Source organism: Acinetobacter gerneri DSM 14967 = CIP 107464 = MTCC 9824 (assembly GCF_000368565.1).
Classification (GTDB): domain Bacteria; phylum Pseudomonadota; class Gammaproteobacteria; order Pseudomonadales; family Moraxellaceae; genus Acinetobacter; species Acinetobacter gerneri.
In genome coordinates this window covers 120006-132803 of the sequence record NZ_KB849549.1, presented here as the reverse complement: position 1 = coordinate 132803, position 12798 = coordinate 120006, and the positions used below count along the sequence as shown (strand labels likewise).

Below are 12798 nucleotides of genomic sequence, written 5' to 3'. Positions count from 1 at the left end.
ATCCACCTCTTGATCACAACAGGTGGATTTTTTTAATTCAGCTTGAGGCTCTTATCGTCTAGATTTAAAGCTGACATCAACATTTTTTGGTCGATAGATCCAGCCCAAGATCAATAAAAACAGTGAGAAGCCTAAAATTGGATAATCGCTAAAACGGGTATACCACGTTTCACCTTGCATCGCAGGTAAATTACCTCTTAGGACAAACTCTTTGTCTTGAGGTGCTTGTTCTACGATATGACCTTTTTCATTGATAAATGCGGTGATCCCAGTATTGGTCGCACGGATAAACCAACGTCCATTTTCTTTGGCGCGCATCTGTACCATTTGCAAATGCTGCCATGGTCCATTTGTACCTGTAAACCATGCATCATTTGAAACAGTAACCAAGAAGTCGCTATTTTGTGCATTGCGTCGAGTGAGGTTCGGATAAGCAACTTCATAACAAACAGCAGCAGCAAGAGGATGACCTTTAACATTTAAAGGTTGTTGGTTACTTGTACCACGTGAAAAGCCACTCATTGATGGGTCATTTTGCAGTGAAGGTAAAACCCAGCTTAATAGTCCTGAGAGTGGAATATATTCTCCAAAAGGAACCAAGCGTTGTTTTTTATACAAGCCAATCGAGTTGTCACCTAAAGCAACCAAACTGTTGTAAAACATTGGCTTGCCTTGGTTTTTTGACTCTTCAAGATCCCAGTAAGGAATCCCAGTCACCCATGCAGTGTGTTGCTCAATCCCTTTTTCATTCATTTCATCTAAGAGATCAGGGACATCTGTTTGAAACATAGGAATCGACGATTCTGGCCAAACAATGAGATCACGTCCCCATTCCGTTTTGCTTAGATTTTTATAAATTTCAATGGTTTTGTCTTGATATTCAGTTAACCATTTTAGGTCTTGCGGAATATTGCCTTGAATCAAAGAAACGCTAAGCGGTTTTGTTGCTTTCGCTTCGACAAATTGGATCTTGGACGCACCCCAAGCACCGAGTAAAACCAGTACGGATGGGACAATCCAAAATAATTTTCGATTTAAGATTTCAACCAAAGCGGCTGCCAATAAAATCACGACAAAAGATACAGCAAAAACACCAAACAAAGGTGCATAGCCATCTATTAATCTTTCAGTGAAGGCATAACCTGCAAATAACCACGGAAATCCTGTAAAGACCCAAGTTTTTGCCCATTCGAAAAACACCCAAAGTGGCGCAAAGGTCAGCGGGGTTTCAGGAAAAAAGCGTCGGTAAACCCAAGTTTGAATAGCGCTAAATAGCCCCATGACCAGAGCCATGAACGCAATCATCAGCACGCTTAAAAAAGCGTTGGTATCGCCATAAACATGGATCGAGGTATAGAGCCAAAAAGCTCCGACAAACCATAAACCAAAACCATAAGCCCAGCCGATCATCCATGCTTGTTTAGGATTTCTTCCACGTAGACAAGCATATAAAAGGGCAGGCGATAAAATAGCAATCCACCACCAATAATAAGGTGCAAGCGCAAGACTAAAAATTGCGCCTGAAAATAAAGAGATGAGGAGTGGAAAGATAAATGGGAGTTGTTGTTGATTTTCTGAAGGTTTTAACAACTTTTCAAAGTGTGCTCTCATTTACGTACAGCTCGAATCAGATGAATAGTGCGGGCATCTGCTTCAATAATGGTAAAGGTCCAATTTTCAAGCTCAACCACTTGACCTTGTAAATCACTCACTAAACCAATTTCTTGTAACAAAAGTCCGCCGACAGTTTCTACTTCATCGTCAGAAAAGTCTGCATCTAATACGCTATTAAAATGTTCGATTGGTGTAAGTGCTTGAACAATCCATGCATTCGCCGTGCTATGCGTTTTATCTGGAACGATATATTGAGCTTCTTCATCGACATTGTCGTGTTCATCCTCAATTTCACCGACGATTTCTTCCAAAATATCTTCTAAGGTGACGATCCCAGATGTTGTACCGTATTCATCAATCACGATGGCGATATGTGTCTGCGTGTTTTTCAACATACGTAACACTTGATCTGAACGCGCACTTTCAGGAACGAAAAGCGGTTGACGCATTAAACTATGCACATCAACTTTGGCTTCACGATCTGTCATAAAAGGAAGCAAATCTTTGGCAAGCAAAATACCGACAACATTGTCAGGTTGCTCAGCTGAAAATACAGGAAAGCGTGAATGTGCGGATTCGATTAACACATGTAAAATATCAAGAAGTTGATCGTCTTCTTGTAAGCTTACCATGGTTGTACGAGGGGTCATCACTTCACGTACTTTTGTTGCAGGAAGGTCTAAAACGCCCTCTAACATGGCAACAGTATCTGGTTCTAAGAAACGACGTGAATCTTGTACCAATTTAAGTAATTCATCACGAGTTTCAGGCGCAGTGCCTAACCATTTTCGTAATCCACGCATGCCCCACGACGGGCCGGATTCCTCTTGCATGATCTTTCCTAAAGACTCTTTATATTGAAAATATGATTTTAATCATACCGAAGAAAATACAGATGTCTATCTATAAAATGATGTAAATAGATGAATAAATGAGAATGCCGACAGGATATTTTCACGCAAGTTGAAATCGCTTGCTTTATGCTAAACTATGCAAAATTTCTATTTGAGTTTGAGCATGACTGATCAGTTTATTACACCGAGCATTCAATTGAATACACGTGGATTACGCTGTCCTGAGCCTGTGATGATGTTGCATCAAGCGATTCGAAAATCAAAATCAGGTGATGTGGTTGAGGTTTTTGCAACAGATAATTCAACTTCTTGGGATATTCCAAAGTTTTGTATGCATTTGGGGCATGAGTTGTTGTTACAAGAAGAAAAATTGGATGAAGCGGGCAATAAAGAGTTTCATTACTTAGTAAAAAAAGGCTAGTCATTTTATAGATGCTAGTTTCAAACTGAGCTGAAGCTAGCTGATTTCCTATTTTAGAAAAACTACACTTTCAGATAAAATCGCACAAATTAAATTGAATTTTTCTTTAGTCAATGCAAGTATGAACAACCATTTTATAAAGAATAGTAAAAAATGTTATATCAAATAAAAAACTTAATTTTAATCATTGGTCTGATACTACCAGCAGCAATGCTTTCAACTGCTCAAGCAGCAGAAAATACAGATGATGAGTCATTTGAAGAAATCACTATCGTTGCAGTTGAACTCTATGGAACATTGGCTGCAGCAGCGGATGTTTGCAATATTTCACTTTCACAACAATGGCTTGATACTTTAGATCGAACTTTTAAAGAAAATAGCCAATCAGCTGCAGATTATAAAGATATGCAAAATAGATTTGCTAAATCCAGAGCGGATGAGTTTAAAAATCTAAAAAATGCCGAAGAACAAGTGGATTGTGATCAAGTACAAGTAGCAGTCGATGCAGAAACTAGCTCTTAAATAACAGCTTGTCTATACCCATTGATAAAGATAAAAAAACCGCATCAAAATGCGGTTTTTTAGGCTTTGCTCAAATTAGATGTGAGCAAAGCAGAAGGCGCTATCCAAATTACATATTTGGATAGTTAGGACCGCCACCACCCTCAGGTGTTACCCAAGTAATGTTTTGTGATGGGTCTTTGATATCACAAGTCTTACAGTGAACACAGTTCGCTGCGTTGATTTGGAAACGTTTAGAACCGTCATCATTTTCCATAATTTCATAAACACCAGCAGGGCAATAGCGCTGAGCAGGCTCATCCCATTTTGGTAAGTTTACGTTTACTGGAATGTTCGGATCAGTCAGTTTCAAATGCGCAGGCTGATTTTCTTCATGAACTGTATTGGATACAAACACTGAAGATAAACGGTCAAATGTCAATTTACCATCTGGTTTTGGATAGTTCGGTTTAAATGTCGCTGCATCAACAGTTTTCAGCGCACTAAAATCAGGAACTAAGTCATGTAAGGTAAATGGAACTTGGAAAATGTTTTGATCGATAAAGTTAAATGCGCCACCGATCCATTGACCAAATTTATGCATTGCTGGACCAAAGTTACGTGAACGATGTAACTCTTCTTTTAACCAGCTATTGTTAAATTTGTCAGTATAAGAGGTGAGTTCTTTGATAAAGAAATCTTCGCCTTCAACAACGCGGGCATAACCAAGGTCACCGCCTTTTTCCACACCTGCTTTGATCGCTTCAAATACCGCCTCACCACACAACATACCTGATTTCATCGCAGTATGTGAGCCTTTGATTTTCGCAAAGTTTAAGAAACCTGCGTCATCACCGACTAAGCAACCGCCTGGGAAAGTCAGTTTAGGTAATGCGTTGATACCACCTTTGGTAATTGCACGTGCACCGTAAGAAATACGTTTACCACCCTCAAGATATTGCTTGATTAATGGATGAGTTTTCCAGCGTTGCATTTCTGCAAATGGATACATGTGTGGATTTTGATAAGACAAATCAACAATCAGACCTAAAGTCACTTGATTGTTTTCTGCGTGATATAACCACCAACCACCAGAAGAACCCGTTTCATTTAAAGGCCAACCTGTACCGTGCATCACCAAACCTGGTTTATGTTTTGCAGGATCGATTTCCCAAAGTTCTTTGATCCCGATACCGTAATGTTGCGGATCAGCATCTTTGTCTAAGTTAAATTTTGCAAGTAGGCGTTTACCTAAATGGCCACGACATCCTTCAGCAAAAATAGTGTATTTGGCATGTAGCTCATAACCTGGTGCAAAGTTTGCAGTCGGTTCGCCATCTTTACCAATACCCATATCACCTGTTTGGATACCTTTTACAGTACCATCTTCATGATAAAGAATTTCAGATGCAGCAAAACCAGGGAAGATTGAAACTTCTAATTCTTCAGCTTTAGTGCCCAACCAACGTACAACATTACCCAAAGAAACAACATAGTTGCCTTCATTGTGCATGGTTTTAGGAACCATCCAATGCGGTGCTTGTTTAGAAGTCGTTGCAGAGAGGGTAAAAAAGGTTTGATCTTCAGTCACAGGAACGTTTAAAGGCGCTCCTTCTTCTTTCCAATTTGGGAAAAGCTCATTGATTGCACGAGGTTCAAGTACAGCACCAGATAAGATATGCGCACCAACTTCAGAGCCTTTTTCAACCAAACAGACCGATAAATCTGGAAGGTTGTTTTCAATTGCTAGTTGACGAATTTTGATCGCAGCAGAAAGACCAGCAGGGCCTGCACCTACGATTACTACGTCAAACTCCATCGATTCACGTTCGATGTGTTCCATGTAGGACTCCTCATATTGCTAAGGGTGGCAACCGTATCATTTATTTTAGAAAATAAATCGGCGCTGCCATGAGTGTTCTAAAAATTTCTAGATACGAAATCAATCTCGCATCAATAATATATTTTGCGCTAGTATAGTTATAAACCTTGATCTAGCCAATTGGCTGAGTCGTTTTATTTTTTGGTCAGCAAGGCATAAACCATGGTAAATCAAAATAATTCAACGTCAGCGGTGATTAATTCACCAGATGCTGATAATAAAAACTTAAATGGCATTATACAATACTTAAAAGATGTACAGTCCGGTCACAAAAGGTCAATACCCCCTTTGGAGCAATGGCATCCAAAGCATTGCGGCAAAATGGATCTACGGGTAAAAGCCAATGGAGAATGGTGGCACGAAGGTCAATTGATCCGTCGGCAGGCCCTTTTAGATCTCTTTACAAAAGTGCTTTGGAAAGAAAATGGAAAATTCTATCTCAAGACACCCGTTGAGCAAATCGAAATTGAAGTTGAAGATGAGCCGTTATTGGTCAATCAAGTAGATCAAATTGAGTTAGAGGGTAAAACCTATTTACAACTGACCACCAGCAATCAAGATGTCGTCATTGTCGATCAGGAACATCCTGTTTTTATGCGTGAATATTCAGGTGAAATGCGACCTTATGTGCATGTGCGTTTCGGCATCAATGCACTGATTCAAAGAAATGCATTTTTCCATTTGATCGAATATGGAACATTAGTTGAAAATGAACAGGGTGAAACAATTTTAGCGCTACAAAGTGGCGACTTAGAATTGCAATTAGGCACTTGAGCTTTGTGCATTTCGGCGTAAAATCTACAGCACCTCACCCCCATTTCTTGTTCTGTTTGAAGTTGATGCAATGACAACAACCATTCTTCCACTCTATCCATTAATTGATCCTATGCCAAAAGCGGATGCAACTGCACCGATTGGTATTTTTGATTCAGGAATTGGCGGAACAACCGTTGCACTTGAACTTGCACGCTATTTACCCAATGAACATTTCTTGTATTTTTCAGATACCGCGCACGTTCCGTATGGACCTCGTGAAGATCAAGATATTCGTGAGTTGACGGCTAAAGCGATCGAGTGGCTCTATCGAAAAGGGTGTAAAGTTGCCGTTGTAGCGTGCAATACCGCATCCGCATTTAGTTTGGATTATTTACGTGATCATTACGGTGAAAATTTCCCGATTATTGGTCTTGTTCCTGCGCTAAAACCTGCCGTTTTACAAAGCAAATCAAAAGTTGTGGCTGTACTTGCCACACCTGCAACTTTTCGAGGTCAACTGATTAAAGATGTAATGCAGCGTTTTGCAGCGCCAGCAGGGGTCAAAGTACTGTCTGAAACTTGTCTGGATTTGGTGCCGATGGTAGAAGCAGGGCAGCAAATGAGTCCCGAATGTTTATCTGCGATCCAGCAAACACTACAACCTGCTGTCGATCAAGGTGCGGACTATTTGGTATTGGGCTGTACGCATTATCCTTTTTTAAAACCAGCGATCGAAACACTTTTTGGCAAAAAAATGACGTTGATCGATTCTGGATTGGCAGTTGCTAGGCAAACTTCAAGAATATTAATCAAAAATAACTTGGTGAATGAAAAACGAGAAGCAAATAGCATTCAAATAAAATGCTATGTCAGTGGTCAAAATGCTGATGAATTAAAGCCAATTTTATCACGTTGGATAGACAAAAATATTTCGTGGAGTATCGAAAATATTATTGATTAAACAACTGTTTTAGTTCAATGTAATGCCTTATAAGTGTTATAAATTAGTCTAATTCAAAAAGACAAACGATTTAAGATAAGATCAGTTTTTATTCAGTGTTTTATTTTGATTTTTAATGATAATTTTAAAGAGCAATAAACATTTTTGTGGGGAATGTTTGCGTGGTTTGCTATGCAAAAGGAACAAGGTTTTTCGATGCTTGATAAGCGTTACCAAGTTTTTATAATGAGTTCAGGGTTAGATTTATATACCGAACGATCTATTTTATCTCAATCTTTGATCAGTCATGGTTTTTTCCCGTGGGAGATTGAGCAACGAACCTCTGAGAGTATGGCGATTGCGCGCCGTCAAATAGATGAAGCAGATTATGTGATTTTGATGCTTGGAGCAGAGTATGGGGAACGCTCTACTGTTGGCATTAGTTATATGCATTTAGAGTATATTTACGCCGTTTCAAAACAAAAACCAATGTTGATTCTGATGCAATCAAATATGCAGAAACAGGATTTTATTGAACAAAATGTTCAGGTGAAAGATCAACAAAAATTGCATGAATTTATCCAACAATTACGCGAAGAACAAAAGCAAATTTCTTATTATAGTCAATTGAAAGATATAGAAAAAATTGTTCGATCAAATATGATGTTAATGTTGGAGCTGTACCCTGCAGATGGTTGGGTACGACCGTATGCTTTGCAGACATTAAAAGATGAAATTGAACATTTACGATTGCAACTTCTGCAAGCAAGGCAACAGCTAGAACAGCGGAAAAATGCACCTCAAGAGGATGCGACAATTGATCTTTCCAAAGTTTCAATGAATGAAACATTTAGTATCGAATATGCGATGCAGGCTTATCAAGATGGCAATTTTAAAGATATAACAGCGGTCAAAAATATTCGTTGGATCGAGCTTTTGGCATTGTTTGCTCAAGCTTTTGAAACTCCAGCACCTGAAGAAAATTTTGTGAAAATTATCAATCATTTCTTGAGTGAAACGGCATTGCAAGATGCCATTAAACAAATGCCGAGAGTACATGCGGTCGCAAAAGTTCAAATCAATTCTCAAGTTTTATTTCAACTAAAACAGCAGTTTAAGCATCAGCGCTGGTTCGAGCCAGTACAGAGTGATGAGCGTCAAAGAGTACTCTGGAAAATGACAGAGAAAGGACAAAAGCTATCTCAAAATTATGTGAAAATTAAAGAGCATTATCCTAAATAGCATCTAATTTAAACGATGTACCGAGCTTAAAAAGCTGTTAAAGTAGATTGACTATTTATTATTTATTGAAAATATATGGATAAATCATCTGAACCCAAACCTAAAGTGACTGTCATTATTGCCAATTTAGGAACGCCAGATGAAGCGACCGTTCCAGCAGTGCGCAAATTTTTAAAGCAGTTTTTATCTGACACTCGCGTCATTGAGATTCCCAAATTCCTTTGGCAGATTATTTTAAATTTGTTTATTTTGCCGTTTCGCCCTAAACGTGTTGCACATGCTTATGCCAGTATTTGGTCAGCTGATTCACCGATGCGTGAGATTTTGGCAGAACAAGTGGATGGTTTAAGACAACAATTAATTAAAAAATATCATGATTTTGATCTTAAAATTGTCCCTGCAATGACTTATGGTAATCCCGGTATTGCACAAGTTTTGCAAAATCTAAAAGCTGATCAACAAGATCATGTGCTACTGCTGCCTTTGTTTCCACAGTATTCAGCAACATCAACAGCACCATTATATGATGCTTTTGCGAAATGGAGTTTAGAGCAGCGTAACTTGCCGGGATTGACCATCATTAAAGACTATTATCAACATCCTTTATATATACAGGCTTTGGCAAACAGTATTATTGAATATCAACAAAAACATGGTGTTGCAGAAAAATTATTGATGTCATTTCATGGTATTCCGCTTCCTTATGCAGATAAAGGTGATCCCTACCCAGAGCGTTGTCGTGTGACTGCACAGAAAGTTGCTGAAAAACTTAATTTAGCTGACGATCAATGGGCGATCAGTTTCCAATCAAGATTTGGTAAACAAGAGTGGGTCAAACCTTATACGGATCAACTTCTTAAAGAATGGGCTGCTCAAGGTGTTAAATCTGTGCAAATTTTAAGTCCTGCTTTTTCAGCCGATTGTTTGGAAACTTTAGAAGAATTGGCAATCCAAAATGAAGAATTTTTCAAGCAAGCTGGTGGGCAAGAGTATGCTTATATTCCTGCATTAAATAGCAGAACTGATCATATCGAGTTATTACAGGCTTTGGTTGAACCACATTTACATGCTTTAAAAAATACATTGAAAAGCTCAACGCATGACACAGAGGATGCATCTCATGTTGCAAGTTAAAATTGTTCCAGTGACCGCATTTCAGCAAAATTGCTCAATTCTTTGGGACAGTGAAACGAAGGAAGCAGTGCTGATTGATGCAGGTGGTGATGCTGAAGTGTTAAAGCAAGAGGTCGAAGCTTTGGGATTGAATGTCAAAGAGCTTTGGCTTACGCATGGTCATTTAGATCATGCAGGAGCAGTTGGACAGCTTGCACGTGAGTGGAAAATTCCTGTGATTGGTCCACACAAAGAAGACCAATTTTGGTTGGATATGATCCAAGAAGTTTCTGCACGTTATGGTTTCCCCATACCTGAACCTGTGGTCGTCAATCAGTGGCTTGAGGGTGGGGAAAAGTTAAAACTTGGTGAAGAAGAATTTGAAGTACGCTTCGCGCCGGGACATACACCAGGTCACGTGATTTTTTATAATAAAAATCATCAAATTTTGTGGACAGGTGATGTGCTTTTTAAGGGTTCAATCGGACGTACAGACTTTCCTAGAGGCAATCATCAACAATTGATTGAGTCGATTCATCGTGAATGTTTTAGTCTTCCAGATGAAACACAATTTATATCTGGACATGGACCGATCAGTAATATTGGTTATGAAAAACAATTCAATCCATTTGTTGCCGGAAAAGCGGGTTAACCCGCTTTTTACTTAGTTTTAAAAATGTATAGTTGGGTCAGATGAGGTTGTTGCTTTTAAATATATCAATTAGTCAAATGGATTGACTACATATTTACATATCTCTTTTTGATAAAGAACAGCAGCTAAAATAAATAAAAGCGAAACAAAAAAAAGTTCGATATCTGTCGCTATGAATCCTAAAATTAAAAATAAAATAAAACCTGAATAAAATGAAAATTGTATAAATTTTACAATGATATAAGAAAACAAATCATTCCCCAATAATTTAATCTTTATTATATTAAAATGATATTAATCGAGAAAATATTTCATATGTTAATGAAGTTGCGAAAAAAAAATGGGCATAACAAACAAAATCTTATTTAACTTGTAATGCTTCGCAAAATGAGTTTATTTACGGAAAGGGTTTCTCATAATTTGTTTGTGTTCAAGTATAATGAGTATGATTGCAATGATAAATAATATTGAAACTGCGAGTAACACGAAATCAAGTGTATACAGTCCAAGAATTAGAAAAATAAGTGCTAATAAAATAAATATTACTAGGGCGATTTTATAACTGATTGTCATAGTGATTGCTCTAAAGAGGATATAATTTTTTTAATTAGCCACTTTATAACATGAATTTGCACATAAAACTTACTGTATTTGTAAGATAATATGGATAATCAATATTAATCCTCAGGATCATCGACTTGTGGGGCATCTTCTGTTGGTAGTTTATATTCGCCACTCGCCCATGCGCCTAAATCAATCAGTTTGCATCGATCTGAGCAAAAAGGACGGTATTCATTGCCTTCCCAAGTCGTTAATTCTCCACAACGTGGACAAGGGAAAGTATGTGGCATGATGAAACTCCTCAATGACGAATAGGCAAAGTCAAATGAAATTGTTAGACTTAGTGCGATTTGTTTAGTTTGATCTGTTTATGTCGATTCGTCAATTTCAAGCATCGCGGATGCACGCTCCACGCAATTTTCACGTGATTAATAATGAAACAATTTGTGTGGAAATTGGTGCAGGAAAAGGGAAACATGCACTTTTATTTTGTGGAGAAAATCCAGATAAAAAGTTGTTTGCGATTGAGCGTACACGTGAAAAATCTGATGCAATGCACAAACAACATCAAATCGAAGGTCAGGCAAATTTAACCACGATAAATGCAGATGCGATTCCTTGGGTCGTGCATGCACTTTATCCAAAACAGGTTGAACAATTTTTTATTTTGTATCCAAATCCTGAACCGCACAACCGTGCACAGCGTTGGTTGAATATGCCTTTTTTTGAGTTTTTACTGTCACGTTTACAGGAAAAAGGTCAAATTACTTTGGCGAGTAATATCCCAGAATATATAGAAGAAGCAGAACAACAATTACAAACAGTCTGGAATTTGCCTTATCAAAAACAGGTGATTGCTGCTGATTCGGCACGTACTCATTTTGAGATCAAATATTTACAACGTGGTGAATTGTGTCAACAATTAATCATTGAAAAACCTGAAAATTATCAGACCAGATTTGATGATTTTATGCCTCTAAATGGTGAAAATTGTCAGTCGAAAACTTCAGAGTCAACGCATGAGCAATAAAAAAATTGCCATTATTGGTGCTGGCCCAGCAGGTTTGATGGCAGCGGAAGTTTTGAGTGAATATTCATACGAAATTCATGTGTTTGAACAAAAGCCTTCAGCGGCCCGTAAATTTTTAATGGCTGGCAAAACAGGCTTAAATATTTCGCATGCAGAACCAATAGAGCAATTTATCCAACGTTATGATGAGTCTGAATGGTTAGCGCCATGGATCAAACAATGGGATTCACAGTGGATTAGAACATGGATGCAGGACTTAGGCATTGAGTCGTATATCGGTTCATCGGGTCGCATTTTCCCACTAGAAATGAAAGCTGCACCACTATTGCGAGCTTGGCTCAGACGTTTGGCTCAACATCAAGTTCAGTTTCATTATAAACATCAGGTTGAAGGGCTTCATCACAACACGATTCAAGTTTTAAGTCTTGAGAATCAACAACAAAATTCACTTGAATTTGATGCGATTATTTTAGCGTGTGGTGCTGTTTCTTGGCCACAATTGGGCAGTGATGGTAAATGGCAAAATTGGCTAGAACAGGATGAAATAGAAAGCTTTCAACCGAGCAATGCTGGTGTCGTGAAAACATGGTCTAAGTTTATGCAAGACGTTTTTGGGCAGCCATTAAAACGTGTCGATGCTTGGGTCGGGGATGAGAAAAAGAGTACGGGTGATATTGTGATCACGCATTATGGTTTGGAAAGTGGATTGATTTATAAACAAGGGCGAGCTTTGCGTCAGTTGAAAAATCAACAAAAACCGATGCGATTACATCTCGATTTATTGCCTGAAATGACGACTCAAGAGTTGGTTGCGAAACTACAGACGAGCAAAAAACAATCTTTGGCAAATATCTGGCGTAAAGCAGGTTTAGATCAAGCCAAAGCAAATTTATTGCGTGAGCTGGTCGATAAGCAGTATTGGTCACAAGCAGATGCGATTGCAAAGCACATAAAAAATCTCGTGATTGATATCGAAGAATTCCGCCCAATTGATGAGGCTATTAGCTGCGCTGGTGGAATAAAAAAACAGGTCTTATCAGAACAGTTACAGCTTAAGTCAAATCCTGTTGTGTTTTGTGCAGGGGAGATGCTGAACTGGGATGCGCCTACAGGTGGCTATTTGTTAACTGCTTGTTTTGCAACTGGACGTGCGGCAGCAGAGGGTGTTCACGCGTTTTTAAACGATAAACATAATGAAAGATTAAGTTAATATTCTTATATTATTTACTTAA

13 protein-coding genes are annotated in these 12798 nt (G+C 38.4%); 9 read left to right on the top strand and 4 right to left on the bottom strand.

The window, feature by feature from the left end:
* Positions 1 to 51 precede the first annotated feature (51 nt).
* Positions 52 to 1611 carry an apolipoprotein N-acyltransferase gene (gene lnt / locus F960_RS18625; RefSeq protein WP_004869746.1) on the bottom strand — a complete coding sequence of 520 codons (1560 nt, stop codon included), beginning with the start codon at positions 1609 to 1611 and terminating at the stop codon, positions 52 to 54.
* Positions 1608 to 2447, bottom strand: coding sequence for a CorC family transporter (locus tag F960_RS18620; RefSeq protein WP_004869744.1), 840 nt, complete (start codon positions 2445 to 2447; stop codon positions 1608 to 1610). The genes lnt and F960_RS18620 overlap by 4 nt, the downstream gene beginning before the upstream one ends.
* A 184-nt stretch (positions 2448 to 2631) precedes the next feature.
* On the opposite strand from F960_RS18620, the gene tusA reads away from it, so the two are divergent.
* Entirely contained in the window at positions 2632 to 2889 is a 258-nt protein-coding gene (tusA, locus tag F960_RS18615) for a sulfurtransferase TusA (protein WP_004869743.1), read from the top strand.
* 153 nt (positions 2890 to 3042) lie between these two features.
* Complete coding sequence (locus tag F960_RS18610; RefSeq protein ID WP_004869735.1) at positions 3043 to 3411, top strand: hypothetical protein; 369 nt, start codon at positions 3043 to 3045, stop codon at positions 3409 to 3411.
* A 109-nt stretch (positions 3412 to 3520) separates the two neighbouring features.
* Here F960_RS18610 and F960_RS18605 read toward each other — a convergent pair whose 3' ends face one another.
* Complete coding sequence (locus tag F960_RS18605; RefSeq protein WP_004869734.1) at positions 3521 to 5233, bottom strand: electron transfer flavoprotein-ubiquinone oxidoreductase; 1713 nt, start codon at positions 5231 to 5233, stop codon at positions 3521 to 3523.
* Between the two features lie 201 nt (positions 5234 to 5434).
* On the opposite strand from F960_RS18605, the gene F960_RS18600 reads away from it, so the two are divergent.
* From F960_RS18600 to F960_RS18580, 5 genes are all read left to right on the top strand, one after another.
* Positions 5435 to 6046: a DUF1285 domain-containing protein gene (locus F960_RS18600; protein ID WP_004869731.1), complete on the top strand. Its 612-nt coding sequence runs from the start codon at positions 5435 to 5437 to the stop codon at positions 6044 to 6046.
* 70 nt (positions 6047 to 6116) lie between these two features.
* Positions 6117 to 6989 carry a glutamate racemase gene (murI, locus tag F960_RS18595; protein WP_004869728.1) on the top strand — a complete coding sequence of 291 codons (873 nt, stop codon included), beginning with the start codon at positions 6117 to 6119 and terminating at the stop codon, positions 6987 to 6989.
* A gap of 171 nt (positions 6990 to 7160) precedes the next feature.
* Positions 7161 to 8210 (top strand): DUF4062 domain-containing protein, encoded by a 1050-nt coding sequence (locus tag F960_RS18590; protein ID WP_228134718.1) that lies wholly within the window; start codon positions 7161 to 7163, stop codon positions 8208 to 8210.
* Positions 8211 to 8285: 75 nt separating this feature from the next.
* Positions 8286 to 9344: a ferrochelatase gene (gene hemH, locus F960_RS18585; protein WP_004869722.1), complete on the top strand. Its 1059-nt coding sequence runs from the start codon at positions 8286 to 8288 to the stop codon at positions 9342 to 9344.
* Entirely contained in the window at positions 9331 to 9975 is a 645-nt protein-coding gene (locus F960_RS18580; protein ID WP_004869721.1) for an MBL fold metallo-hydrolase, read from the top strand. Before hemH ends, F960_RS18580 begins: the two co-directional genes overlap by 14 nt.
* 677 nt (positions 9976 to 10652) lie before the next feature.
* On the opposite strand, the gene F960_RS18565 is transcribed toward F960_RS18580, so the two are convergent.
* Entirely contained in the window at positions 10653 to 10826 is a 174-nt protein-coding gene (locus F960_RS18565) for a DNA gyrase inhibitor YacG (RefSeq protein WP_004869715.1), read from the bottom strand.
* 80 nt (positions 10827 to 10906) lie between these two features.
* On the opposite strand from F960_RS18565, the gene F960_RS18560 reads away from it, so the two are divergent.
* Positions 10907 to 11566 carry a class I SAM-dependent methyltransferase gene (locus tag F960_RS18560; protein WP_004869713.1) on the top strand — a complete coding sequence of 220 codons (660 nt, stop codon included), beginning with the start codon at positions 10907 to 10909 and terminating at the stop codon, positions 11564 to 11566.
* A complete protein-coding gene (locus tag F960_RS18555; protein WP_004869710.1) occupies positions 11556 to 12776 on the top strand; it encodes a TIGR03862 family flavoprotein in 1221 nt (406 codons plus the stop codon). The genes F960_RS18560 and F960_RS18555 overlap by 11 nt, the downstream gene beginning before the upstream one ends.
* Positions 12777 to 12798 lie beyond the last annotated feature (22 nt).

Coding starts and splice junctions, on each gene's coding strand:
- F960_RS18605 (WP_004869734.1), bottom strand. CDS start 5,233: ATGGAACACATCGAACGTGAATCGATGGAGTTTGACGTAGTAATCGTA.
- F960_RS18590 (WP_228134718.1), top strand. CDS start 7,161: ATGCAAAAGGAACAAGGTTTTTCGATGCTTGATAAGCGTTACCAAGTT.
- tusA (WP_004869743.1), top strand. CDS start 2,632: ATGACTGATCAGTTTATTACACCGAGCATTCAATTGAATACACGTGGA.
- F960_RS18555 (WP_004869710.1), top strand. CDS start 11,556: ATGAGCAATAAAAAAATTGCCATTATTGGTGCTGGCCCAGCAGGTTTG.
- murI (WP_004869728.1), top strand. CDS start 6,117: ATGACAACAACCATTCTTCCACTCTATCCATTAATTGATCCTATGCCA.
- F960_RS18600 (WP_004869731.1), top strand. CDS start 5,435: ATGGTAAATCAAAATAATTCAACGTCAGCGGTGATTAATTCACCAGAT.
- hemH (WP_004869722.1), top strand. CDS start 8,286: ATGGATAAATCATCTGAACCCAAACCTAAAGTGACTGTCATTATTGCC.
- F960_RS18610 (WP_004869735.1), top strand. CDS start 3,043: ATGTTATATCAAATAAAAAACTTAATTTTAATCATTGGTCTGATACTA.
- F960_RS18580 (WP_004869721.1), top strand. CDS start 9,331: ATGTTGCAAGTTAAAATTGTTCCAGTGACCGCATTTCAGCAAAATTGC.
- F960_RS18560 (WP_004869713.1), top strand. CDS start 10,907: ATGTCGATTCGTCAATTTCAAGCATCGCGGATGCACGCTCCACGCAAT.
- F960_RS18565 (WP_004869715.1), bottom strand. CDS start 10,826: ATGCCACATACTTTCCCTTGTCCACGTTGTGGAGAATTAACGACTTGG.
- F960_RS18620 (WP_004869744.1), bottom strand. CDS start 2,447: ATGCAAGAGGAATCCGGCCCGTCGTGGGGCATGCGTGGATTACGAAAA.
- lnt (WP_004869746.1), bottom strand. CDS start 1,611: ATGAGAGCACACTTTGAAAAGTTGTTAAAACCTTCAGAAAATCAACAA.